16 protein-coding genes are annotated in these 25,092 nt (G+C 60.3%); 6 read left to right on the top strand and 10 right to left on the bottom strand.

Annotated features, from left to right (window positions below):
* Positions 1–155: 155 nt before the first annotated feature.
* The gene (ompC, locus tag EKL29_RS07130; RefSeq protein WP_120451198.1) at positions 156–1,268 is read left to right on the top strand and encodes a porin OmpC; all 1,113 of its coding nucleotides are present in this window, start codon (positions 156–158) and stop codon (positions 1,266–1,268) included.
* A gap of 118 nt (positions 1,269–1,386) precedes the next feature.
* Here ompC and EKL29_RS07125 read toward each other — a convergent pair whose 3' ends face one another.
* The 4 genes from EKL29_RS07125 to gpt form a co-directional block, all read right to left on the bottom strand.
* Complete coding sequence (locus EKL29_RS07125) at positions 1,387–7,365, bottom strand: autotransporter outer membrane beta-barrel domain-containing protein (RefSeq protein WP_126689221.1); 5,979 nt, start codon at positions 7,363–7,365, stop codon at positions 1,387–1,389.
* Positions 7,366–7,837: 472 nt separating this feature from the next.
* On the bottom strand, positions 7,838–8,239 hold the full coding sequence (gene crl, locus EKL29_RS07120; RefSeq protein WP_120451196.1) for a sigma factor-binding protein Crl: 402 nt from the start codon (positions 8,237–8,239) through the stop codon (positions 7,838–7,840).
* Positions 8,240–8,297: 58 nt separating this feature from the next.
* Positions 8,298–9,545 (bottom strand): esterase FrsA, encoded by a 1,248-nt coding sequence (frsA, locus tag EKL29_RS07115; RefSeq protein ID WP_120451195.1) that lies wholly within the window; start codon positions 9,543–9,545, stop codon positions 8,298–8,300.
* A 172-nt stretch (positions 9,546–9,717) separates the two neighbouring features.
* On the bottom strand, positions 9,718–10,179 hold the full coding sequence (gene gpt, locus EKL29_RS07110; protein WP_081141165.1) for a xanthine phosphoribosyltransferase: 462 nt from the start codon (positions 10,177–10,179) through the stop codon (positions 9,718–9,720).
* Positions 10,180–10,433: 254 nt separating this feature from the next.
* Here gpt and pepD point away from each other — a divergent pair, with 254 nt between their 5' ends.
* The 4 genes from pepD (at position 10,434) to EKL29_RS07090 (ending at position 15,742) form a co-directional block, all read left to right on the top strand.
* Complete coding sequence (gene pepD / locus EKL29_RS07105; protein WP_126689220.1) at positions 10,434–11,891, top strand: beta-Ala-His dipeptidase; 1,458 nt, start codon at positions 10,434–10,436, stop codon at positions 11,889–11,891.
* A 259-nt stretch (positions 11,892–12,150) separates the two neighbouring features.
* Positions 12,151–13,656 carry a sugar ABC transporter ATP-binding protein gene (locus tag EKL29_RS07100; RefSeq protein WP_126689219.1) on the top strand — a complete coding sequence of 502 codons (1,506 nt, stop codon included), beginning with the start codon at positions 12,151–12,153 and terminating at the stop codon, positions 13,654–13,656.
* Positions 13,653–14,654: an ABC transporter permease gene (locus EKL29_RS07095; RefSeq protein WP_126689218.1), complete on the top strand. Its 1,002-nt coding sequence runs from the start codon at positions 13,653–13,655 to the stop codon at positions 14,652–14,654. Before EKL29_RS07100 ends, EKL29_RS07095 begins: the two co-directional genes overlap by 4 nt.
* A 23-nt stretch (positions 14,655–14,677) precedes the next feature.
* A complete protein-coding gene (locus EKL29_RS07090; RefSeq protein WP_126689217.1) occupies positions 14,678–15,742 on the top strand; it encodes a sugar ABC transporter substrate-binding protein in 1,065 nt (354 codons plus the stop codon).
* A 217-nt stretch (positions 15,743–15,959) separates the two neighbouring features.
* Here the strand turns inward: EKL29_RS07090 and EKL29_RS07085 are convergent, their stop codons facing one another.
* From EKL29_RS07085 to EKL29_RS07060, 6 genes are all read right to left on the bottom strand, one after another.
* Positions 15,960–17,102 (bottom strand): glycerate kinase, encoded by a 1,143-nt coding sequence (locus EKL29_RS07085; protein ID WP_126689216.1) that lies wholly within the window; start codon positions 17,100–17,102, stop codon positions 15,960–15,962.
* A gap of 81 nt (positions 17,103–17,183) precedes the next feature.
* Positions 17,184–18,068, bottom strand: coding sequence for a 2-hydroxy-3-oxopropionate reductase (garR, locus tag EKL29_RS07080; RefSeq protein WP_120451188.1), 885 nt, complete (start codon positions 18,066–18,068; stop codon positions 17,184–17,186).
* A 19-nt stretch (positions 18,069–18,087) separates the two neighbouring features.
* Positions 18,088–18,858 carry a 2-dehydro-3-deoxyglucarate aldolase gene (garL, locus tag EKL29_RS07075; protein ID WP_120452818.1) on the bottom strand — a complete coding sequence of 257 codons (771 nt, stop codon included), beginning with the start codon at positions 18,856–18,858 and terminating at the stop codon, positions 18,088–18,090.
* 45 nt (positions 18,859–18,903) lie between these two features.
* Positions 18,904–20,235: a glucarate dehydratase gene (gene gudD, locus EKL29_RS07070; RefSeq protein WP_120451187.1), complete on the bottom strand. Its 1,332-nt coding sequence runs from the start codon at positions 20,233–20,235 to the stop codon at positions 18,904–18,906.
* A 10-nt stretch (positions 20,236–20,245) separates the two neighbouring features.
* Entirely contained in the window at positions 20,246–21,592 is a 1,347-nt protein-coding gene (locus EKL29_RS07065; protein WP_120451186.1) for an enolase C-terminal domain-like protein, read from the bottom strand.
* A 9-nt stretch (positions 21,593–21,601) separates the two neighbouring features.
* Positions 21,602–22,948 (bottom strand): MFS transporter, encoded by a 1,347-nt coding sequence (locus EKL29_RS07060; RefSeq protein ID WP_120451185.1) that lies wholly within the window; start codon positions 22,946–22,948, stop codon positions 21,602–21,604.
* Between the two features lie 573 nt (positions 22,949–23,521).
* Here EKL29_RS07060 and garD point away from each other — a divergent pair.
* Positions 23,522–25,081 carry a galactarate dehydratase gene (garD, locus tag EKL29_RS07055; protein ID WP_126689215.1) on the top strand — a complete coding sequence of 520 codons (1,560 nt, stop codon included), beginning with the start codon at positions 23,522–23,524 and terminating at the stop codon, positions 25,079–25,081.
* Positions 25,082–25,092 lie beyond the last annotated feature (11 nt).

Here is a 25,092-nt window from a genome sequence, read left to right as displayed (position 1 = left end):
AAAACCCCGGACAATCCGGTAGACCAAAAGTTCGCAGATAACAAGAAATCAGAAAAAATGTCATAAAACTTTCATCTACAACCGGTAAAACGTCCCCTGTTTAATAAGCCCTTTTCAGGGGCATAACACATTTTACTCATTGGGATTGATAGCAAATGAAGAAAAGTACACTGGCACTCGTCGTATCGGCTCTGGCGCTGACTTCTGCTGCTCATGCGGCGGAAGTGTATAACAAAGACGGCAACAAGCTGGACTTCTACGGCAAAGTAAAAGCGATGCACTATCTGAGCGACGCGGACAGCCAGGACGGGGATAAGTCCTATGTACGTATCGGCTTCAAAGGCCAGACCCAGATCAACGACCTGATGACCGGTTACGGCCAGTGGGAATATCAGTACAACATCAATAACTCCGAAGGCTCCGACGCCAACAACGGCAACAAAACCCGTCTGGGCTTTGCCGGTCTGAAATTCGGCCAGTATGGCTCGTTCGACTACGGTCGCAACTACGGCGTACTTTACGACGTAGAAGCCTGGACCGACGTATTCCCGGAATTCGGCGGCGACGGCACGGCGCGTGCTGACAGCTATATGACGCAGCGCGCGACCGGCGTAGCCACCTATCGCAACAACAACTTCTTCGGTCTGGTTGACGGCCTGCGCTTCGCGCTGCAGTACCAGGGCCGCAACGACGCCAACGGCGGCAACTCGCGTACCGATATCAACCGCCAGAATGGCGACGGCTACGGCGCGTCACTGGGCTACACCATTGGCGATACCGGTATCAGCCTGATGTCGGCGATTACCTCTTCCGACCGCACCAACCAGCAGCAGGCGCGTACTTACGGCAAGGGCGACCGCGCTGACTCCTGGGGCGCTGGCGTGAAGTATGATGCCAACAGCGTCTACCTGGCGGCGATCTACACCGAAACGCGCAACATGACCCCGTTCAGCGGCACCGACCGCGCAACGGGTCTGGCAGCAGCGGGCGCGGCGAACAAAGCGCAGAACATCGAGCTGGTGGCGCAGTATCAGTTTGATTTCGGCCTGCGTCCGTCACTGGGCTACGTTCAGACCAAAGGCAAAGATATCGAAAACGGTATCGGCGATGCGGATCTGGTTAAATATATCGACGTGGGTGCCACCTACTACTTCAACAAAAACATGTCAGCGTTCGTGGATTACAAAATCAACCAGCTGGACGACGACAACCGTCTGAGCCTGAACAACGACGACGTGGTTGCTGTAGGCATGACTTACCAGTTCTAACCCTCTGACGCCGCTGCGAAGCGACGCGCGACGGCGACAGTGCTTTACCCTCAATGTGTCTGTAAATAAGGGCCGCCTCATCAGCGGCCCTTTCTTTTTGTCGCTTGAGCAGTGGCGATCAGAACGTCCAGCGCACCCCGGCGTTATAGCGCCAGCCCTTCACGCCGTTGCCGTCAATCTCCTTGCGGTAGTCCGCCTCGGCATAGAGCGAAACATCGCTGCGAAAGCGGGTCGTCCCCCCGATGCCGACGTCCCACGTCTGACCGAACTGACCGCTGTTGAAGTCCTGACTGATAGCGTTCTCCGCCGAGCCGACCTTCACCTTCGATCCGCCGCCCCAGCCGTGCGTATAGCTGGCGCGCAGATAAGGCGTATACTCGCGCTGCGCATCGTCCTGCCAGGTGCGATCCAGCCGCGCGCCAAGACGGCCGATAGTCTGGTCGTCGTCGTCGAACGCCACGTCAACGCCATCCTTATCGCGGGTATCATCAAACTTCAGACGCATCCATGTCAGCTGCGCCTGCGGCTCCAGACGCACGCCGTTGGCGAAGATAAAGGGATAGCCCGACTCCAGCGAGGCGCTCCAGCCGTCACCCTTCACTTTCCCGACCTCTTTTTGCCGCGCGATATCGGTATCGCCGCGGTGCCAGCTCCAGCTCAGCGAGCCGTCAAGATAGAACCCGCTGTCGCGCTGCCAGGTGCCATAGAACGAGACGCTGTCGCTGTCGAAGGTTGTGGAGCTAAAGCCGTCGGCCGCGTGTGGACGGATACGCGTATTGCCGCGCGTATAGGCCACGCCGCCGCGCAGGCTGTCGCTCTCCCCGTCCAGCTGCAGCAGGTTGCCGCCAAGCTGCACCGCGCTGAAGTCGATATCGGCGTCAAAGCCGTAGTCGCTAACGTCGCGATTGCTCATATAGGTCAGGTTCGAACCGAGATAGCGCAGGAAGAGTTCGCCGCCCGCGCCGCTGCGCTGACCGTCGCGCAGCTCGCCGAGACGCTTATGCAGATCGTCAGTGATCGCCTGGGTGTACCAGGCGAGGCCCACCGGCGCGGAAAGATAAGAGGGCACCTGCGGCGCTAACGCCGGTCGCACCGCTCGCGATGCCGCGCGCCCCGCCTGCGGCTGACAAAGCGAGCCATCTTCGCACACGTAGCGGCTGGCAAGCCGGTAATCCCAGCCCTGGTCACCGCTGTCAGGCGCAAAAGCGTAGAGCCCGTACTGCCAGGGACCGGCGACGAGGTAGCCCCTTTTCAGCGCGAAACTGTCAGCGCTGGCGCTGCCGGAAACCTGCGCCAGTGAGATCCCTTCGCTGCCGTCGATAACGCCGTCGCCGTTGGCGTCGCTCTGCGCTGTGACGCTGCTGGCGCTCAGCCGATCCTCAATCAGCGTGGTGCCAGTGGCGTTGCCGTTTACCCGCAGCGCGTCGCTCTGGCCGCCTGCGCCGTTAAGCCGGGTCGCGAGCTTCAGCGTGCCGCCGAGCGACGCCAGCGTGCCGTCAATCGTAAGCCGATTACTGGCCGCGTCGCCGTTGCTCAGATCCAGCGTACCGGCGTTGTTTACCACCAGCGAGTCATTGGTCGCGCCCGCCAGCAGCGGATTAATGCCATTTCCGGCAAACAGCGTGGAGTCGCGATCGATATTAATCGTGCTGTGTGCCAGTTTGAGGTTGTCGGTCAGCGTCCACTGCGTTTTATAGAAGTTGAGCGTGCTCCAGCCCGCGCCGAGGTTAACCCCTTTGCTGAGATCGTCGCGGCTGAACGAGCCGCCGCTGGCGTTGATGTTGCTGAAGCTGAGCGTACTGCCCATGCCGCCCGCGGTGGTGATATGGCGGGTATTCGCCAGGCTAACGTTCTCTATCAGCGCCTGATTATTCTCGCCGCTGCCCAGGGTCAGGCTGCCGTTGAGGGTACCGCCGGTAACGGCAAGGGTATCGCTGCCGTTGCCGGTATCGACATCGCCAACCACGCTGCCGCCGATAAAAGCGAGCCTGTCGCTGGTCGCGCCGCCCGCCACGATAGGGGTATCGGGATCGACCGCGCTGATATCGCCCTGGTTAATAAACAACGACTGGCCGCCGCGCAGATCGATAACCGGTGCCACGCGGCTGTAGGAGATAATGGAGCCGCGGTTGATCACTTCGCTGGCAGTATGGGTGACGATGGCCGAGCCGCCCGCCTCACTGGCGATGGCGATAAAGCCATCGGAGAAGACCCGGCCGGTGGTGTTGGCGTGAATGCCGTCGCCGCTGCCGTTGACGATAATCTGATAGCCTGGCGGCACCACCAGATCGTGAGTGGTGGTCGAACCATCCTCATTCTGAAACAGATAGCCTGTCGCCCCTTCAAGAATGGAAAGATAGGCTTTCCCGCCATAGTCGAAGGAGGTGGCGGAGCGTATGCCTGCGCCATTGATGGCGATGATATAGGCATTATTCAGCGCAATATTCGCGGTTTCGGCGCGGTTATTGATGGCGCTGCCGCCGCCCTCGGCGCTCAGGGTAATTTCGCTTGCCTGTAATCCGGCCGCGCCGCGATCCAGCAAGACCGTATCCGCGCCGCCGCGGGCCCAGATACCGCTGCGGAAAAACTGATCCCCCTGAATATCCAGCGTGGCGTTTTCCCCGACGCGCGCGCCAGCGATGCCGCCGTCTACCTGCACCGTGCCGTTATAAGGCTGATAAATGCCTGCCCCCTGGCTGACGTCAATGCCTACGCCGGATGCCACACTGATCCAGACGTTGTTGATGGCGCGGCCGCCGTTCAACAGCCGCACGCCGGTGTTGTTTTCGCCGGAAAGCAGAATAGTGCCGTTGTTCATGACCGTTGCGCCGTCGCTTGCCTGCAACGCGGTGACGTTTTTGCCGCTGCCGATGATGTTGCCGTTGCTGAACACCGCGCCGTCGCCATTCTCGCTGATGGCGCCGATGCTGTTTTCGCCGTTCAGCCACACATCGCCTAAATCTCCGTAGGCGCCGTTTGAGGCGCGCAGCGCCACCGCGCCCTTACCGTTAACAAAATAGGTCTCATTGTCATACAGGGTGGCGGTGCCGGACATCTTCACCCCGGTGGTATTGGCGCCGCTCAGCGTGATCTCCCCAAGACGCTGCAGCGAAAGAATGGCACCGTCGCCCAGTTGGTAGAGCGTTGAACCCTCGGTAGAGACATCCTGGTTGCTGCCGTAGGCATAGATAATGCCGCCGCCCTCCACCACCCGCCAGGCGGTCTGGTTGGGGTCGTGAAACACGACGTTGGTCTGCTGACCAAGCACGAGCGTGCCGCCGTTGAGCGCCTCGCCCGCCAGCGCGTTGCCGCCGTAGAGATTAACCGTACCGTTCTGCTCAATACGCGCCGCATCACCCGAGGCATAGAGGCCGGTAGTAGGGAAAAAACCGTCCGCGCTGCCTGCCGTCACGTTCAGCGTGCCGCTGCTGGTAATCGCGGTGCCGCCGCCAGGGGAGTCAAACGAGTAGCCTGACGCAAAGAGCGCTACAGCACCGTCGCTGACGCTGATATTGCCGCTGTTAACCGCCTGGCCGCTGATGAGCGCCTGGATGCCGTAGCTCTGGTCGCCGCGCAGATTAATATCACCGGTATTGGTCAGCGCCCCGCGATACTGAGCGATCAGACCGATCTGCTGATTGCCCTGCCCGTTGATGGCCGCATGGTTGACGAGGGTGGAAGCGAAAGGCTGATCGAAGCTGTTGGTGATGTAGCGCGTCAGGTTGTAGTAATTACCGTCTACCACCGCCGCCGTCGCGCCGCCCACGTTCAGGTTAAGCTGCGTCGCCGCATCGATAGTGGCCTGTGCGCCGCCCTCAATGCGCAGACCGGTCGAGGTGTTGCCGATGTTAAACGTCGCGCCGCGGGTGTTGACTACCGAGCCTTCGCCAACGGCCTCAATGCCGGTCGAGAAGGCTGCGCCCGGCGCGATGGTCAGGCCTGCGCCGTCAAATTCCGCACCGTCCTGATAGCGAAAAATAGTGGCATACCAGTCGTCGGGACCGGTCGCATAGTTGCCCGCTTTCGGCAGAGCGATCCTGGCTTCTGGCCCTATGGCCAGAAAGCCCATCTGATATTGCCCGCTGCCGCCCAGCTGCGGCACCGCGTCGGCGGTAAGATCCACCGTCGACCTGCCCTCGGCGCGAATGCCGATGGCGCCGCTGCCCTGGAGAGCGATCGGCCCGCTCAGCGTGGCGGAGGCGACGCCGCTGCCCTGTCCGTTGACCCATACCGCCGTGTTGAAGCTGCCGTTCAGGGTATCGGCGCGGCCGGTGACGTTGATCGCGCCGCTGGAAAAGACGCTGGCGCGCTCGCCGTCGCTGGCAATGACCTTGATGCCGGTGCCGCCGTCGCCGTTGAGGTTGATGGTGCCGGTGTTGCCCACCAGCCCGCCGCTGCCGGCATTGATCGCCAGCAGGCCGACGTTTTCTGCCGGTCTGAACTGCGCCCGGCCGTTGATATCAATAGTGCCGTTGTTAAGCGCAACCGCTTCAGGGCCATCCTCGACGCGCATCGCTACGCCGTTCTGCACTTTGCTGCCGAGCACGATGCGCCCGTCGTTAATGACCGTCGAGTTAAGCGACTGAGAAATGGCGCTGACGCCGCCGCTCTGGTTAATCGCCACATCCTCCGTGGCATCGCCTTTATCATTCTGCGGCGTGCGGCCAACGTAGATAACGCCGCCCGCACCGTTGATAAAGCTGGCGTTGTCGGTATTGAGCACCACGCCAGCGCTGCTGCGGCTGCCGGCGGCGTCCGCCACGCCGATATTCATATTGCCGTTGTTGATCCCCAGCGCGTCGCTTAGCCGCAGCGCGCTGCTGGCATCGCCCTCTTGCGTGATGGCGTAATTCAGCACGCCGTTGTTGATAAAGCGGCTGCCGTCGGTCGCCAGCACCGTGGTGCCGCTGTAGCCCAGCGTTGCAGGATCCACGCCGCTGCCGTCGGGGTTGTTAAAGAAGCCGCCGTTGATAACGCCATTGTTGACGCCGCGGCTGCCGGAGAGGCGCAGCGCCGTGTTCTCATGAGCCGCCGATCCGCTGGCCGCCAGCTTGCCATCAATCGTTGCTTTTGCGCCGTTGGTGGCGCGCACCGCGCCGCCGTCCGAGTCCACCACTTCCAGCGTCGCCCCCTTCTGCACCGAGACGCTGGCGCCAGGGCCGTCCGCGCTCAGCACTACGCGCTCGCCTACTGGCTGCGTTACCTCGTCGTTGTACTCATCGGCGTCGATCACGTAGGCGATGGGCGCGCTGTAGAGAGAGAGCGCTTTGTTGAATTCGGCATTGTAGCTGCCAGCGCTGAGGTTGCCGCTCTGCAGCTGCTCAATCAGCCAGTCGTTGTACCGCTGCAGATCGCTCAGGCTGGCGACGTTGAACTCACGGCGGTTGCCGTCCAGCGTGGTCACGCTGAAAGGGCCGCTGTACTGGGCGACATTATCGACCCAGTACGCCAGATTGTAGGTATATTCCGTTGCCGAGCCGGTAAAGGCGATACGGTTGTCAGACTGCCAGTTCATCGCGCCGCTGCCGCTGGCGGTAAACAACTGGCTCTGTTTCGCCGCCATGCTCCAGCCGTTGGTGGCGGCGGTGGTTGCCGCGCCATCGACGCCGATATCGACATTGATGACGCCGTTGCTCACCTGCGCCACGCGGGTATTGATATATTGCTGTCCGTTGACGTTGTAGTAGTTGGGCAGCTCGCTGGCGGGCGTCACCGAGGCGAGCGCGCTGATATTCGCCGTATTAAAAACCTGCAGCTGATTATTTCCGCTGCCGTTGACGTCAGGCACGCTAATCACATAATTTTGCGCGCCGAACGTCAGCCGATCCGCGCCAATAACATTGTCATCAGAAATAATTCTGCCGCGACTTAATAATTCGCCGATGGTAATACGACCGCCGCCATCCTCGCCCGGCTGAAAGCGTTGAATACCGCTCAGGGTTTGCGTCGAACCATTACAGACGCAAAAGACGCCTGCTTTATTGTCATTTAATAAGGGTGAAAAAGGTTTTAACGTGGCGGCATGACTAAAAGTAACGGGGAAAAACAGCCCGGGCGCAGCGGCCAGGCTTAATAATATGGGATTTAATTTAAACAAAACGTTTTCCTCCAGAGAGACAGCGCAGGACCACCCAGACTTTTAGGGGCGTCCGGGTTGGCATTGTTTTTATAGCGAGAACAAACGGAGAAAAGCCGCGACAAAGGCAATCGCGCTGGCTGTTATCACACCATTTCGTCAGGAAAACGTCTACAAAGCGTCAGTGCGATCGGCCTCAATAAAATGAGAATAAGAATTATGCTGTGCCGCACTCTGTTTTATCTGGACCGATTATTTTAAGTGGCCGCGTTGATTACAAAGGTTTTATAAAGCGGAGTTAGTTAATAACCATAATCAAATAAGCAGAGAGAATGTTTTTAACGCGTAGGCGTCTGAAAAAATAAAAAGCGGCAGTTAGCCAGGATATTACAGGGCGGTGGGGAAATATAAACGTAGCGGAAAATTCAGGGTAATGCAGAACAGGCATAGCCGAGCGAATCGGGCTATGCCTGCCGTTAAAAGTTTAGCAGCGTCAGGCGCTGAGTTTGACCGGCTGTTCGTCGAAGCCGCTGGCGGGCGTCAGCCCCAGATTCAGCTCCTGCAGCATCGCTTTCAGACGGGTGTGGAAGTTACGCAGCGTCTCTTCCACCTTCTGATTATTCTCTTTCCCCTTGATGTTCGCGACAGACCAGTCGCCATCTTTATCGAACAGGCCAATATGATAGACGTAGGTAAAATGGTCCTGTTGCGCCTCCAGCTCCATCCACCAGCCCCAGAACTCGCGGCTTTCCGGCGCGGGTTTGACATTGACGCAGGCGGCCAGGCAGTCGAAAAAGAACCGCGTTTCTTCACATTTCCCTTCGCGGATATACGGTCCCAGCTCGGTGAAGCGCTTAAGCAGGCGACTACGGGGGTGACCACTCGGTAACGTCATGCTAATTCTCCATAAGTTTGACCGTTAGTATTAAAGCAAACCGCAGTGAATTTGCCAGCTACTGTTGTAACCGCTTTGCCAGCCAGTCGCAAACCTGATTCAGGGCGCGCTCAAAATTCGCCAGCGCCGGTCTGGCGGCAATCGGCAGCAGTTTGCCGTCGGCGGAGGAGTGGGCGATCAGCCGCGCATCCTCTTCCGGGCCGAAAGGATCGCCCGGCCAGTAGCCTGCGAGCATCGGCGTCGGCGTGCGGCGTCCCAGCAGCCCCTGCACTTTGAGCGAGTAGCGATTAAGCTCGGTGCGCAGCGCACTGTCGCTGGTAAAGGCCATACCGAGGCGGCTGGCGAGCATATCCATATACATATCCGGAATAGCGTCCTGCTGCTGTGCGCTGGTCAGCAGGCTGTGCACCATCGGGCCCAGCGTCGCCACGGCGCGCAGGCGCGGCGCTTCCAGATAAGCCAGACGCACCGCGACGTTGGCGCCGAAGCGATAGCCGAACGCCGCCACGCGCCGGTGATCGATCCAGGGCACGTTTGCCAGCTCGCGCAGCACCTGCTGATGCAGAAAGCTGGTGTCCTGGTTGAGCCGCCATTTTACGGAGAAGCCCACCGACGGCATATCCAGCGTCAGCATGGCGATGCCGCGCGGCGCAAGATAGTCGTGAAACAGCCGGTAGTGGTCGCTTTGCAGCGAATCGAGACCGCCGCACAGCAGCACGACTGGATAAGGCGCCGACGCGTTGGGCGGCATATGAAGAAAGCCGGTAATCGGACTGCCGCCTTCGATATTGAAGCTGAGCGCTTTAAGCTCGCCGGGCAGACGGCGCGTCGCCTCTTCATAGGCGCGATTCGCCAGCGTCTGCGCCTGATCCGCCAGTTCATCCCCTTTGATATAGGGATAGGCGGCCAGGCTAAAAAGGTGCGAGGCGCGCAGCCAGTGTTCGCCGGCGCGGCTGTCGTCGCCCTCTTCCTGAGCGCGCTGCTGCCAGAGGCCCGCCTGCTTCGACCACTCAAACGCCCAGTTGCCGCTGCGAAAGCCGATCACGGTATCGAGCAGCGCGTCGTCGGTATGCCGCTGGTCGCTGATGGCAATACGTGCCAGCACTTCGCTGATTTCCTGCGGCGGCACGCCGCGCCACGTCCACATCAGCTTATTGAGCATGCGATACCAGCCGTGCTGGCTGCTGCCGTCCAGCGTCGCTTCGACGTCCACGGCGGCATGATGCTGACGATGCACCAGTGATGAAGTTTCGGGATAGTTGTAGTGCGGCTTGAACAGCTCTTCGCTGAGGTTTTTGCTCGACATACTCGGTTCTCCTGACGGCCCTGGCAGAGGCTAAGTGTACTGCAGGGTCAGGGGCGGCGCGAGGCGCAAAAGAGCGCAATGCCCGAGCGCGGCGGCAGGCAGCGTGGCGTTTAGCCAGCTTACGACAAAAAGCACAACGCCCGGCAAGCCGGGCGTTGTCAGAAGTGGTAGATCAGGCGCCTTTAACGATAGGCGGGATGTAAACCACCCCCATGTCCCACGGCTGCTCAATCCAGGTATTCTGAGGGATATCAACCACGTAATCGTCTACCAGCGGGCGGCCTGCCGGTTTAGCGAAGATAGTGACGAAGTGCGCTTTAGGGTACATCTCACGGATCGCCTGCGCGGTGCCACCGGTATCGACCAGATCGTCAATAACGATAAAGCCTTCGCCGTCGCCTTCCGCGCGCTTGAGGACTTTCATCTCGCGCTGATGGTCGTGGTCGTAGCTGGAGATGCAGACGGTATCGACATAGCGGATGCCCAGCTCGCGCGCCAGCAGCGAAGCAGGCACCAGGCCGCCGCGGCTGACTGCGATAATGCCTTTCCACTGTTCAACAGGAAGCAGGCGCTGAGCCAGTTTGCGGGCATGAATCTGCAGCATGTCCCAGGTAACGACGTATTTTTCACTCATGAATAGCGATCCCAGCCAACTTAATCGGCTTAAATAATGTGCAACGGGAAAAAGGTTGCGCGAGATTATAAGGATCCTCAGCGCTAAAAACCAGCATCCGAACCACTGGTTGCGGGTTTTTAGCGCGCCTGAGTACGCACCTGACGATAACAGTGATATTCTCAGCCTCATCACGTCAGATCCGCTGACGGCGACCATTCACTGGAAACTCGCGCACACCGGCCTGGCCGGCGCACTGACACAGGAGACCTGTCGTGTCTGAATTGTCTCAGCTTTCTCCCCAACCGCTGTGGGATATCTTCGCCAAAATCTGCTCCATTCCGCACCCCTCTTTTCATGAAGAAGCGCTGGCCACTTATATTGTCGGCTGGGCAAAAGAGCAGGGTTTCTGGGTCGAACGCGACGCAGTCGGCAATATCCTGATCCGTAAACCGGCTACCGCTGGAATGGAAAACCGCACGCCGGTAGCGCTGCAGGCGCACCTCGATATGGTGCCGCAGAAAAACAACGACACCGTGCATGACTTTACCAAAGATCCGATTCAGCCCTATATCGACGGCGAATGGGTGAAGGCACGTGGCACCACGCTGGGCGCCGATAACGGCATCGGCATGGCCTCCGCGCTGGCGGTACTGGCCGACAGCAGCCTGACTCACGGCCCGCTGGAAGTGCTGCTCACCATGACCGAAGAGACCGGCATGGACGGCGCTTTCGGTCTGCAGCCGAACTGGCTTCAGGCTGAGATTCTGATCAACACCGACTCGGAAGAGGAAGGCGAGATCTATATGGGCTGCGCGGGCGGCATCGACTTTATCACCACGCTGCCGCTGACGCGCGAAGCGGTGCCCGCTGATTTCCAGACGCTGAAGCTGACCCTGAAAGGGCTGCGCGGCGGCCACTCCGGTGCGGATATCCATATGGGTCTCGGCAACGCCAACAAGCTGCTGGCGCGTTTCCTCGCCGCGCACGCTGCCGAGCTCGACCTGCGTCTGATTGATTTTACCGGCGGCACGCTGCGCAACGCCATTCCGCGCGAGGCCTTCGCCACGCTGGCGGTAGAGAGCCACAAAGTCGACGCCCTGAAAGCGGCGGCGGCGCACTTCCTGCTGGCGCTGCAAAACGAACACGGCGTCAAAGAGAAGAATATCAACGTCGTCACCGAGCCGCTGGCGCATCAGGGCGACGCGCTGAGCGCGGAGAGCCGCGACCGCTTCCTTAACCTGCTGAACAGCACGCCGAACGGCGTTATCCGCAATTCCGACGTCGCGAAAGGCGTGGTAGAAACCTCGCTTAACGTCGGCGTCGTCACGATGGATCACGACAAGGCGGAGATTAACTGCCTGATCCGTTCGCTGATCGATACCGGCCGCGACTATGTGGTGCAGATGCTGACCTCGCTCGGCCAGCTGGCTGGCGCGCAGACTAAGCCGAAAGGCGGTTATCCGGGCTGGCAGCCTGACGCAAACTCGCCGATTATGGCGCTGACCCGTCAGACCTATATCGCGCTGTTCGACAAAACGCCGAATATTCAGGTGATCCACGCCGGTCTTGAGTGCGGCCTGTTCAAGAAGCCTTACCCGAACATGGATATGGTCTCTATCGGACCCACCATCACCGGTCCGCACTCGCCGGACGAGCAGGTGCATATTGAGAGCGTCGGCCTTTACTGGAAACTGCTCACGACCTTGCTGAATGCGATTCCAGAAAAGTAAGCGCCCTACCGCGTAACAAACCAGGCTCCGGCCTGGTTTTTTTATATCTGTGCGTCAGACCAGCATAAAACACCGCGTTATTTTCATTCCCCCCTGTAAAAAACCAGCGTTGCCTGGTACGCCAGCTTTAGCCGCCAAACAATCCAGATGTCTGGATGGCTAATAAGTTTTCGTGCTAGCTTATGCGCTTTCGGCTGTTGCCGCGCCTGAAACTTCAGGAAAAAATTGCGGCCAGCCAGTGACAGGGGAGCTTCAGCTGATGAGTGCGTTAAACCGCCTTGAGATGCGTAATATCTCGATCGCATTCGGCGGATTCGCTGCGTTGACGCAGGTGAATTTTGTCGCGGACGGCCGCTCGGTACACGCCCTGACCGGCGCCAACGGCGCGGGCAAGTCAACGCTGATGGCAGTGCTGTCAGGTGCGCACAGCCACTACAGCGGGGAAATCTGGCTTGACGGCGTCCCGGTCTCGATACGCAGCCCGCGCGACGCGAAACAGCTTGGCATTCATCTGGTGCAGCAGGAGGTCGACGTCGCGCTGGTGCCCCAGCTCAGCGTGGCGGAAAACATTCTGCTGGATCGACTGGCAGAGCCAGGACACGGCTTCCGCTGGCGCGCCATTCGCCGCCAGGCGCGCGCCCTGCTGGCGCAGCTGGAGGTGAGCCTCGACGTGAACCGCCTGGTGGATCGCTGCACCCTGGCGGAGAAGCAGCAGATTTTGCTGGCGCGCGCGCTGTCGCACCACTGTCGTTTTCTTATTCTCGACGAACCCACCGCCCCGCTCGATCGGCACGAGAGCGAACGGCTCTTCGCCGTGGTGCGCCGTCTGCAAAGCAGCGGCATCGGCGTGGTGTTTATCTCGCACCGCATCCACGAGCTGAAAGCGATCTGTGACCGGCTGACGGTGCTGCGCGACGGCCGCCTGATCGAGAGCGGTCCGATGGCAGCGCTCAGCGGCGAGCAGATCGTCGAAAAGATGCTCGGCCATGAGCTGACCGATATCTATCCGCCGCGTCGCCCCGCTCGCCCCCAGCCGCTGCTGCTGGCGGTAGAAGGCCTGCATGACGATCGGCTGTTGCAGGATATTTCGCTGCGGCTGCACAAAGGCGAGATCCTCGGCATCGCCGGGCTGGCGGGCGCGGGTAAAACCGAGCTGTGCAAGGCCCTGTTCGGCGCCAGCAAAAGCCGCGTGACGCGCGGCGAACTGCACGGCAAACCGTGGCGGCCGCGTTCGCCGCACGATTCGGTGCGCCAGCGCATGGCGCTGGTGCCGGAAGAGCGGCGCAAGGAAGGAATTTTTATCGACGAGCCGGTGGCGATGAATCTCAGCGTCAGCGCCGACAGCAGCTTTTCACGCTGGGGGCTGTTTGGCCACCGTCAGGCGTGGCGCTGGGCGGAAGAGATTATCCAGCGCCTGAACGTGCGTACCACCGGCCCGGCGCAGTCGCTGCGCCGCCTCTCCGGCGGCAATCAGCAAAAAATCGCCATCGGCAAGTGGCTGCTCAGCCACGCTGACGTGCTGATCTTCGATGAGCCGACCAAAGGGGTCGATATTAAGGCGAAAACCGAACTGTTTCGGCTCATCAGCGGGCTGGCGCAGGAAGGCAAAGGCGTTATTTACGCCTCCGGCGAGTTTTCTGAACTGGTTGGTCTTTGCGACCGAATTTGCGTGCTCTGGGACGGGCGCATCGTGGCCGAGCTGGATGCGCGAGCGGCCACCGAAGAGACGCTTCTGCTTTATTCCACTGGAGGAACCCCTGCGTGAGCAGCAAAGATATTTCCCTGACCGCGGCGTCAACGCCGCTGCGCCATCGACTGTTCGATTTTCTCTATAAGTGGGGCATGCTGATCACGGTCGCTATCCTGATTGCAGGCTTTGGCCTCGCCTCCGATAGCTTTCTGGAACCGAATAACATCATCAATATCCTGCGCGCTATCGCCATTGTGACGGTGATCGCCGTGGGCGTCTCGGCGTCGCTTACCGTCGGTGGCTTTGACCTGTCGGTCGGTTCTACCGCCTCGCTGGCCAACGCGCTGGTGATCTCGCTCTTTGTCTGGTATGGCATGAACACCGCCGAGGCGATAGCGATCACCCTGGCGCTCTGTACGCTCATCGGCCTGTTCAACGCCTTCCTGATCGTCATTCTGCGCATTCCCGATATGCTGGCGACCCTCGCCACGCTGTTTATTATCCAGGGCGTGGCGATGACCTACAGCTTTGGCGGCTCCATCACGGAAAACATGGTAATGCCGAACGGCGATATGGCGGAAGGCACCATCCCGGCGGGCTTCGGCCTGCTCGGTCAGGTGCCGGTGATCGTAATCGTTATGCTGGTGGTGACGGTGGTGGCGCAGCTGGCGCTCTCGCTGACCACTCATGGCCGCCGCATGTATGCGCTGGGCGGCAATCCGGAGGCGGCGCGCCTTTCCGGCATCCGCACCACGCGCTATCGCGTGCTGGCTTACGTCATCGCCTCGCTGCTGGCGGGACTGGGCGGCATTCTGCTGGCGTCGCGCATCGGCTCATCACAGGTCAACGCGGGCGGTGGATACCTGATGGACGCCGTAGCGGCCGCCTGGATCGGCCTGTCGCTGGCCGGCTCCGGCAAACCTAACGCGCTGGGCACGCTGGTAGGCGCGGTGCTGCTCGGCGTGCTGCAAAACGGGCTGGTGATGCTCTCCGTTCCCTATTACGCCATGGACATTATTAAAGGACTGGTGCTGGCTCTGGCACTGGCGATGACCTACGTTCAGCGCCGCTGACGCTGATTAACCTGGAAAAAACAATGAAAAAAATATCGTTTTCTCTGCTGACCCTCAGCCTGCTCTCCGTCGGGGCCTTCGCCGATACCGTCACGCCGGTGCCCGCCCCCATTGCCAGCCATAACGGGCCGGTGCGCATCGCGGTGATCCGCAATCTGGGCTCCGACGACAACACCACGCAGTTTGTCGCGGGCGCTATTCAGGAGGGCCGCAAGCTGGGCTTTAAGGTCAGTACCTTTCTCAGCAACGGCGACGACGCGCGCTTTCAGGATTTCGTCAACCAGGCGATCAGTCAGAAGTATGACGGCATTATTCTCTCGCACGGCAAAGCGCCCTACGCCAGTGGGCTGGTGAAGCGCATCGCCGACGCAGGCATTAAAGTCTCGGTATTCGATACCCCGGTCGATACGCCTGTGCCGGGCGTTACCGTGACCGCGCAGGATGACGCCTCGCTGGCGCAGGCCTCCCTCGGCCAGCTGATCCAGGATTTCCACGGCAAAGCCAATATCCTCAAGCTGTGGGTCGCGGGCTTCCCGCCGATGGAGCGCCGTCAGGTGGTGTATGAAAAGCTGCTGAAAGAGAATCCAGGCATTCATCAGCTGGAGTCGATCGGCGCCGTCTCCTCTGACGTACAGGGCGATACCGCCAACAAAATCGGCGCGATTCTGGCGAAATATCCGAAAGGCAAGATTGATGCGATCTGGGGCGCGTGGGACGCCTTCAGCCAGGGCGCTTATAAAGCCCTGCAGGAGAATGGCCGTACTGAGATCAAGCTCTACAGCATTGACGTCTCCAATCAGGATCTGCAGCTGATGCGTGAGAAAAACAGCCCCTGGGTGCAGACCGTGGCGGTCGATCCGAAAATCATCGGCGCGGTGAATATGCGTCTGGTGGCGAACAAGATCGCCGGTGAAACCACACCCGCCACTTACGATTTCAAAGGGGCGTCCATCTCTCAGCAGCAGCTGAACAGCCAGCCGGGCGCGATTAACGTGGCGTCATTGAACAAGATCGTCCCCGGCTGGGGCGGCAATACCGACTTTATTGTGCCCTGGTTCGCGACGCTGGAAGCGAAGTATAAGAAGTAAGCCGCGTCTTCAGACCGCGCCGGAACTGATAAGCGGATGAGAGAGTCGAGGAGCAAAGCGACAGCGAAAAAATGGCGGGAGCGTTTTTGCATTACGCCCAGTCAGGCCCGGTGACGGAGGCGCCTCAGGGATGAGGTGCCGCCGGGAAACGCTGTTTTGCCTGTTTGCGGACGGGCCGTTTCATCCGCGTCCGCACGTATCCAGACACCCGCTGGTGTTATTTCAGCTCGCCGCCCATTTTCAGCGTTGCCGCGATATTGCGGGCCGCCAGCCGCAGGTTGGTTTCCGCGTTCGCCAGCGCCTCCTCCAGCGTACAGATGCTGTAAAGCACGCTGAATACCGCATCCAGGCCGTGCTGGTGCACAACGCCGACATCCGCCGTCAGGCTGCCGGCAATGCCAATAACCGGCTTATTAAACTCTTTTGCCACCTGCGCTACGCCAATCGGCACCTTGCCGTTGATGCTCTGGCTGTCGATGCGTCCTTCGCCGGTAATGACCAGCGATGCGTCTTTCACCTGTTCCGCCAGCCCCAGCGCCTCGGTGACGATCTCGATGCCGCGCCGCAAATCCGCCTGGCAGAAAGCGTGCAGCGCCGCGCCCATGCCGCCCGCTGCGCCGCCGCCGGGAATATGCAGCACGTCGATATCGAGATCGCGCTGAATAATCGCAGCATAGTGCGCCAGCGCGCGATCCAGCTGCTCAACCAGCTCCGGCGTCGCGCCTTTTTGCGGGCCGAATATGGCCGAGGCGCCGTCGCGGCCGGTCAGCGGGTTGGTGACGTCGCACGCCACTTCGAAACGACACTGCCGCACGCGCGCGTCGAGCCCGTCGATATCAATCTTCGCCAGCGCTGGCAGCGCGCCACCGCCGAAGCCGATCTCTTTTCCCTGCGCATCCAGCAGCTTCGCGCCCAGCGCCTGCATCATGCCTGCGCCGCCGTCGTTAGTGGCGCTGCCGCCGATGCCGATAATGATATGCCCGACGCCCTTATCCAGCGCGCTCCGGATAAGCTCTCCCGTCCCGAACGACGTGGTGGTTAAGGGATCGCGCTGCGCGGCAGGCACCAGCTCCAGCCCGCTGGCGGCCGCCATCTCGATAAAGGCGGTGCGCGCGTCGCCGGAAAGGCCGTAGAAAGCCTCAACCGGCGCGCCAAGCGGCCCGGTCACGCGCAGGTTAACGATACTCCCCGCTGTCGCCGCCACCATCGCCTCAACCGTGCCCTCACCGCCGTCGGCAACCGGTATCTTTACGTAGGTGGCGTCAGGAAAGATGTCGCGGAAGCCCGCTTCAATCGCGGCTGCCACGCCTGAGGCGGATAAACTCTCTTTGTATGAATCCGGTGCGATTACGATTTTCATAGGCAATCCAGGCGCTGTTGATAGACGATTCATCATCCGTGATGGCGCGTTGCGGCGGCCGCGCCGGGCCGCCGCAACGCGTTAACGGGTAATCTCAACTTTCGCTAATTTTTCATAATAGCAGGCAAGCGCGCTGTGGTCGGCGTTACCCTGCCCGTCATTGCGCAGCGCCTGCATCATCTCCATTACCGCGGCGGTGAGCGGAAGATGTGCGCCGATGCCGTGTGAGGTATCCAGCGCGTTCGCCAGATCCTTGATATGCAGGTCGATGCGGAAACCCGGCTTGAAGTTGCGATCCAGCACCATCGGCGCCTTGGCGTCGAGTACGGTGCTGCCCGCCAGACCGCCGCGGATCGCCTGATAGACCAGCTCAGGATTAACGCCGGCTTTGGTCGCCAGCGAGAGCGCTTCTGACATCGCCGCGATATTGAGCGCCACGATAACCTGATTCGCCAGTTTGGTGACGTTGCCTGCACCGATATCGCCGGTGTGCACCACCGAGCCCGCCATCGCCTTCATGATGTCGTAGCAGCTGTCGAAGACCGCTTTATCGCCGCCCACCATCACGGAAAGCGTGCCTTCGATCGCTTTCGGCTCGCCGCCACTGACCGGCGCATCGAGCATTTTGATGCCCTTCTTCGCCAGCGCGTCATGCACTTCGCGGCTGGCGAGCGGCGCGATAGAGCTCATATCGATGACAATCAGGCCCGGCTTAGCGCCGTCGATAATGCCGTTTTCACCCAGGCATACCTCTTTCACCTGCGGCGAGTTCGGCACCATGGTGATCACCACGTCAACCTGCTCGGCCACCTCTTTCGGCGATTTCGCCACGGTGGCACCCAGTTCGGTTAATTCCGCTTCGTTGCTGGCGTTGTGATCGCGCACCACCAGGGAATAACCGGCTTTCACCAGGTTTTTACTCATCGGTTTGCCCATGATGCCGAGGCCGATAAATCCAATTTTCATTGCCTTTCCTCTTCGTCAGTTACTGCTTAAATTTGTCGCACAGCGCCTGAGTGGCGTTGCGAAAGACCCCTAAATCGCTGCCTACGGCAACAAAGCTGGCGCCCCATTCCAGATAGCGGCGCGCGTCCGCTTCCACCGGCGCCAGGATGCCGCTCGGCTTGCCCGCCGCTTTGGCGCGTTCAAACACATGCCTGATGACCTTCAGCACTTCGGGATGCGCAGGCTGGCCGAGATAGCCGAGCGCGGCGGAGAGATCGCCTGGTCCAACAAAGATGCCGTCGACGCCTTCTACCGCCGCGATGGCGTCGATATTGTCGACCGCCTGCTGAGTTTCAATCTGCACCAGCAGCGTGATGTTCTCGTTCACCGTGGCGTTGTAGTCCGGCAGCGTGCCGTACATGTTGCTGCGATGCGATACCGATACGCCGCGAATGCCGGCGGGCGGATAGCGGGTCGACGCCACGGCGCGCAGCGCCTCTTCTTCGGTTTCCACAAACGGGATCAGAAAGTTATAGAAGCCGATATCCAGCAGGCGCTTGATGATTACCGGCTCGTTGCAGGGCGGGCGCACCACCGGCGCGCTGACGCTGCCCTTGAGCGCCATCAGCTGCGGCACAAAGGTGGTAATGTCGTTGGGCGCATGTTCGCCGTCCAGCACCAGCCAGTCGAAACCGGCCAGGCCAAGCACTTCGGTGGTAATAGGGTTCGCCAGCGCGCACCAGCTGCCGATCAGGGTCTCTCCTGCCTGCAGGCGACGGCGAAAGGTGTTCGGCCAGGCTCTGTTACTCATCATCTCTTCTCCCGTGACAACCGCTCCCCGCAGGGAGCAGAAAAGTTAGCGCACCAGACATGGACGTTTATTGTCGAAGGTCCAGTTCGGCACAAGGAACTGCATCGCCTGCGCATCGTCGCGCGCGCCAAGCCCGTGTTTTTGATAAAGCGCGTTAGCCTGCATGACCTGATCCATATCCAGTTCGACCCCCAGCCCCGGTTTCTGCGGCACCTGCACCATGCCGCCTTTGATCTGCAGTGGCTCTTTGGTCAGGCGCTGGTTGCCCTCCTGCCAGATCCAGTGGGTATCGATGGCGGTAATGGCGCCTGGCGCGGCGGCGGCGACGTGCGTGAACATCGCCAGCGAGACGTCGAAATGGTTATTGGAGTGCGAGCCCCAGGTCAGGCCGAAGTCATGACACATCTGCGCCACGCGCACTGAGCCCTGCATGGTCCAGAAGTGCGGATCGGCCAGCGGAATATCGACCGACTGCAGCGACAGCGTGTGGCCCATCTGCCGCCAGTCGGTGGCGATCATATTAGTAGCGGTCGGCATGCCGGTGGCGCGGCGGAACTCCGCCATCACTTCGCGGCCGGAATACCCCTGCTCCGAGCCGCACGGATCTTCCGCATAGGCCAGCACGCCTTTCAGCTGTTTGCCGAGCAGGATCGCCTCGTTGAGCGACCAGGCGCCGTTGGGATCGAGCGTAATGCGCGCCTCCGGGAAGCGCTTCGCCAGCGCCGTTACCGCCTCCGCCTCTTCGCCGCCGCGCAGCACGCCGCCCTTAAGTTTGAAGTCGTTAAAGCCATATTTGTCATAGGCCGCTTCGGCCAGACGCACGATCGCTTCCGGCGTCAGTGCCTCTTCGTGGCGCAGCCGATACCAGTCGCAGGCTTCATCTTCCTGGCTCTGATAGGGCAGCGCCGTCTTTTTACGATCGCCAACGTAGAACAGATAGCCGAGCATCTCGACGCGGTCGCGCTGCTGGCCGTCGCCCAGCAGCGTCGCGACGTTGACCTGCAGGTGCTGCCCCAGCAGGTCAAGCAGCGCCGCCTCGATGCCGGTGACCACATGGATGGTGGTGCGCAGGTCAAAGGTCTGGCTACCGCGTCCCGCTGAATCGCGGTCGGCGAAAGTGCTGCGCACCAGGCTGAGTACGTTCTTGTACTCGCCGACCGTTTTGCCGATCACCAGCGACGCCGCATCCTCCAGCGTCTGGCGGATTTTCTCGCCGCCGGGGATTTCGCCTACGCCGGTGTGACCCGCGTTATCCTTGATAATTACGATATTACGGGTGAAAAAAGGCGCGTGCGCGCCGCTCAGGTTGAGCAACATGCTGTCGTAACCGGCTACCGGAATAACCTGCATCGCTGTGACTTTCGGTGTCGAACTCATCTCCTGCTCCTTACACTGTGGCGCGGCCAAATGCCGGGCGCTTGCGGTCGAACGTCCAACCGGGAATCAGATACTGCATGGCGGTGGCGTCGTTACGCGCACCCGCTGGCAGTGATTTATACAGGTCGTTGGCCTGGCGCAGCCGATCCCAGTCCAGCTCAATCCCGAGGCCGGGGGCATCGGGCACGGCGATTTTGCCGTTGCGGATCTGCAGCGGCTGCTTCGTCAGGCGCTGGTCGCCCTCCTGCCAGATCCAGTGCGTATCGAGAGCGGTCGGGTTACCCGGCGCGGCCGCGCCAACGTGGGTAAACATCGCCAGCGAGATATCGAAGTGGTTATTCGAGTGACAGCCCCAGGTGAGTCCCCACTCGTCGCAAAGCTGCGCCACACGCACCGCGCCGCTCAGCGTCCAGAAGTGGGGATCGGCCAGCGGGATATCGACCGCGTTCAGCATTACCGCATGGTTCATCTCGCGCCAGTTGGTGGCGATCATATTGGTGGCGACCGGCAGCCCGGTGGCGCGGCGGAACTCCGCCATCACTTCGCGGCCCGAATAGCCCTGCTCCGCGCCGCACGGATCTTCCGCATAGGTCAGCACGTCACCCATGCCTTTGCAGAGGCGAATCGCCTCGTCCAGCCCCCATGCGCCGTTAGGATCGACCGTAATGCGCGCGTCCGGAAAGCGCCGCTTCAGCGCCGCGGCGGACTCGATTTCCTGTTCGCCCGGCAGCACGCCGCCTTTGAGTTTGAAATCCTTAAAGCCATATTTCTCCTGCGCCGCCTCGGCCAGACGCACCACCGCTTCGGGCGTCAGCGCCTCCTGATGGCGCAGGCGATACCAGTCGCAGTCGCCGTTTTCGCCGCTCAGGTACGGCAGATCGGTTTTGCGCCGGTCGCCGATATAGAAGAGATAGCCCAGCACCGTAACCTCATCGCGCTGCTGGCCGGGACCGAGCAGTTCCGCTACCGGCACGCCGAGGCACTGGCCGAGCAGATCGAGCAGCGCCGCCTCCAGCGCCGCAACGGCGTTGACGCGCAGCTCAAAGGTCCAGGCGCCCTTGCCGAAAGTGTCGAAGTCGGCCGACTGGTTGCCTTTGTGCACCTGCTGCACCAGCCGGTTCATACGCGCCACCTGCTGGCCCTCTACCTGCGGGATCGCCTCTACCAGCGTCTGATAAATGGTGTCGCCACCCGGCGCTTCGCCAACGCCGGTGTGGCCCGCGCTGTCGGTCAGCACCACAATATTGCGGGTAAAGCAGGCGTTATGCGCGCCGCCGATATTCAGCAGCATGCTGTCGTATCCGGCGACCGGGATCACCTGCATTCTGGTGATAACCGGTGAGCTTTGCGTAGACATATTCTCTCCTTATGTCCGGTGTTTCAGTTCGATACGTTTGATATCGCCCGCAATCACCAGGAAGCTGAACGCGGCGATAAACGCATGGATGCCCACATAAACCAGCGCGCCTTCAAACGAGCCGCTGGTGGCGATGATGTAGCCGATAGCGATAGGCGTCACGATGCCGGATAAGTTGCCGAACATATTGAACAGGCCGCCGCTCAGGCCGCTGATCTCTTTCGGCGCGGTATCCGCCATGACCGCCCAGCCCAGCGCGCCGATGCCTTTGCCGAAGAAGGCGAGCGCCATAAAGAACACCACCACCCACTCCGTATCGCTGTAGTTACACATCACCATGCTGATAGAGAGCAGCATGCCGAGCACGATAGGGGTTTTGCGCGCAATGTTGAGCGAGCCGGTTTTACGCATCAGATAATCGGAGATAACGCCGCCGAGCACGCCGCCAAGGAAGCCGCACACCGCTGGAATCGAGGCGATCATCCCGGCTTTCAGAATCGACATACCGCGCGCCTGCACCAGATAGACCGGGAACCAGGTGATAAAAAAGTAGGTCAGCGCATTGATGCAGTACTGCCCGAGATAGATGCCCACCATCATGCGTGAGGTGAGCAGCTGTTTGATCTGATACCACTTCTCAGCCCAGCTGACCTTATGCTCGCTCTTTTTCGCATCCATATTGATCAGCGCGCCGCCCTGCTCCATATACTCCAGCTCGGCTTTATTCACACCAGGATGGTCATTGGGATCATGGATCACTTTCAGCCAGATAAAGCTGAGAATGATGCCGAGGCCGCCCATAAACCAGAACACATGCGACCAGCCCACCTTAGCGACCAGCCAGCCCATAATCGGCGCAAAGATGACCGTGGCGAAATACTGCGCGGAGTTGAAAATTGCTACTGCGGTGCCGCGCTCCTGCGCCGGGAACCAGGCCGCGACGATACGGCTGTTGCCAGGGAAAGAAGGTGCTTCGGCCAGGCCGACCATAAAACGCAGCAGGAACAGCGAAACGATAATGCCGAAGCCGCTGAAGATATCGACGAAGCCTTGCAGCAGGGTAAAGAGCGACCAGGTAAAGATGCTCCAGAAATAGACGCGTTTTGAGCCGAAGCGGTCCAGCAACCAGCCGCCAGGGATTTGGCCAATAACATAAGCCCATGAGAATGCTGAGAAGATGTAGCCCAGTCCGACAGAGTCCAGACCGATATCTTTTGACATGGCGGAACCGGCGATCGAAATGGTGGCGCGGTCGCCGTAGTTGAACGAGGTGACGATAAACAACATCACCACGATCCAGTAGCGGGCATTGGTGCGCTTCTGCACCGCTTCCGCCGTCTGGCTGTAACTATTCATGATGCACTCCTGAAATATAGCGTTCGCTACATTCGCTCTGACTGCATACACATCGCGTTGGGTATCAGAGAGAAGTCGGGTTAAACACGGCGATTTTTTATAGGGGCAAACCGATAGTGCGTCGTGACGAATAACCTAACGTCGTATAACGAAAGCCAGTATAGGAATGGTAAAAGGCGGTGACACTGGAAGAACGCCTGACAATTAAGGCCGTTTAGCACGCATTGTCTGGCAGTTGCCCAATCGACTGCGGCGCGCTTCACGGAAAGCGTTTTTTTCAGCGAGAAATGGCTATTTTTTAAGCGGAGGCAGGCACCTTTGTGAGACTCTTCACTTGCGTTTGGGAAAGCGAACCAAAAAGAGGTGGAAATGCGCTGAAATGCCGGTCAGTTGCACAATGCGGCAGAGAAGGCTGCTTCATATACTGAAGCTGGCAAATCCGATGTGCGTAATGAAGAACGATAGCGCGCCGCCATGTACGGCGCGCCAGGCCAGTGATAAAGCCTGAACGCGGGCTATCTCATCCGCGCAGACAGGTTATTAATAAACTCGCGCATGACTGGAAGGTGAGTGATGAACCGAATGCTAAATGAGCCACCGCTCCGTATCAAAGTCCATGAGGATGACAATGTCGCGATCGTGGTCAATAACCAGGGGTTGCCGGCTGGCACCCGATTTCCCGACGGGCTGACGTTGACGGAGCATGTCCCGCAAGGGCATAAAGTGGCGCTCGCGCCGATTCCGCAGGGCGCGCCTATCCTTCGCTATGGCGAAGTGATCGGCTATGCCCTGCGCGATATTGCGCCGGGCAGCTGGATTGACGAGTCGCTGGTGGCGCTACCCGAAGCGCCGCCGCTCGCCACCCTGCCGCTCGCGACTAATGTTCCCCCCGATCTGCCGCCGCTGGAAGGCTACACCTTCGAAGGCTATCGCAACGCAGACGGCAGCGTCGGCACGCGCAACCTGCTCGGCATTACCACCAGCGTGCACTGCGTAGCGGGCGTGGTGGACTATGTGGTGCAGATTATTGAGCGCGAACTGCTGCCGAACTACCCCAACGTCGATGGCGTGGTGGCGCTGAACCACCTTTACGGCTGCGGCGTGGCGATTAACGCGCCGGCGGCGGTGGTACCGATTCGCACCATTCATAACCTGGCGCTGAACGCCAACTTCGGCGGCGAAATCATGGTGGTCAGCCTCGGCTGCGAAAAACTGCAGCCCGAGCGGCTGCTGACCGGCACCGATGACGTACAGGCGATCTCGCTGGATGAGAGCGATATCGTGCGCTTACAGGATGAACGCCATATCGGCTTCGGTGCAATGGTGGAAGAGATCCTCAGCGTGGCGAAAAGGCACCTTGAACGCCTTAATCAGCGCCAGCGCGAAACCTGCCCCGCCTCAGAGCTGATCGTCGGCATGCAGTGCGGCGGCAGCGACGCCTTTTCCGGCGTGACTGCCAACCCCGCCGTAGGCTTCGCCTCCGATCTGCTGGTGCGCTGCGGCGCGACGGTGATGTTCTCCGAAGTGACCGAAGTGCGCGATGCGATTCACCTGCTGACGCCGCGCGTGATTAATGAAGAGGTAGGCAGGCGGCTGCTGGAGGAGATGGCATGGTATGACGACTATCTCGATCAGGGCAAAACCGACCGTAGCGCCAATCCCTCACCCGGCAATAAAAAAGGCGGACTGGCTAACGTGGTGGAAAAAGCGCTCGGCTCCATCGCCAAATCGGGCCGCAGCGCGATTGTCGAAGTGCTGTCGCCGGGTCAGCGCCCGACGCGGCGCGGGCTGATCTACGCCGCCACGCCCGCCAGCGATTTTGTCTGCGGCACGCAGCAGATGGCGTCAGGCATTACGCTGCAGGTGTTTACCACCGGACGCGGCACGCCTTACGGTCTGGCGGCGATTCCGGTTATCAAGATGGCGACGCGTAACGCGCTGGCCGATCGCTGGCACGATCTGATGGATATTAATGCGGGTACTATCGCCACGGGCGAAGAGACGATTGAGCAGGTCGGCTGGCGACTCTTCCGGCTGATTCTGGAGATCGCCAGCGGTCGCCAGCAAACCTGGTCGGATCGCTGGGGCATTCGTAACCAGCTGGCGGTATTCAATCCGGCGCCGGTAACCTGATAAGCGCGCGC

Source organism: Pantoea sp. YU22, assembly GCF_003970755.1.
Classification (GTDB): domain Bacteria; phylum Pseudomonadota; class Gammaproteobacteria; order Enterobacterales; family Enterobacteriaceae; genus Pantoea; species Pantoea piersonii.
Note: the sequence above shows the minus strand (reverse complement) of the source record. Positions and strands in the feature narration are given on the sequence as shown.

What these genes read in the sequence shown, in the direction of transcription:
- gpt (WP_081141165.1), bottom strand. Translation starts at nt 10,179, where the DNA reads ATGAGTGAAAAATACGTCGTTACCTGGGACATGCTGCAGATTCATGCC.
- garD (WP_126689215.1), top strand. Translation starts at nt 23,522, where the DNA reads ATGAACCGAATGCTAAATGAGCCACCGCTCCGTATCAAAGTCCATGAG.
- crl (WP_120451196.1), bottom strand. Translation starts at nt 8,239, where the DNA reads ATGACGTTACCGAGTGGTCACCCCCGTAGTCGCCTGCTTAAGCGCTTC.
- EKL29_RS07085 (WP_126689216.1), bottom strand. Translation starts at nt 17,102, where the DNA reads ATGAAAATCGTAATCGCACCGGATTCATACAAAGAGAGTTTATCCGCC.
- EKL29_RS07100 (WP_126689219.1), top strand. Translation starts at nt 12,151, where the DNA reads ATGAGTGCGTTAAACCGCCTTGAGATGCGTAATATCTCGATCGCATTC.
- ompC (WP_120451198.1), top strand. Translation starts at nt 156, where the DNA reads ATGAAGAAAAGTACACTGGCACTCGTCGTATCGGCTCTGGCGCTGACT.
- EKL29_RS07065 (WP_120451186.1), bottom strand. Translation starts at nt 21,592, where the DNA reads ATGTCTACGCAAAGCTCACCGGTTATCACCAGAATGCAGGTGATCCCG.
- EKL29_RS07060 (WP_120451185.1), bottom strand. Translation starts at nt 22,948, where the DNA reads ATGAATAGTTACAGCCAGACGGCGGAAGCGGTGCAGAAGCGCACCAAT.
- gudD (WP_120451187.1), bottom strand. Translation starts at nt 20,235, where the DNA reads ATGAGTTCGACACCGAAAGTCACAGCGATGCAGGTTATTCCGGTAGCC.
- EKL29_RS07090 (WP_126689217.1), top strand. Translation starts at nt 14,678, where the DNA reads ATGAAAAAAATATCGTTTTCTCTGCTGACCCTCAGCCTGCTCTCCGTC.
- frsA (WP_120451195.1), bottom strand. Translation starts at nt 9,545, where the DNA reads ATGTCGAGCAAAAACCTCAGCGAAGAGCTGTTCAAGCCGCACTACAAC.
- garR (WP_120451188.1), bottom strand. Translation starts at nt 18,068, where the DNA reads ATGAAAATTGGATTTATCGGCCTCGGCATCATGGGCAAACCGATGAGT.
- garL (WP_120452818.1), bottom strand. Translation starts at nt 18,858, where the DNA reads ATGAGTAACAGAGCCTGGCCGAACACCTTTCGCCGTCGCCTGCAGGCA.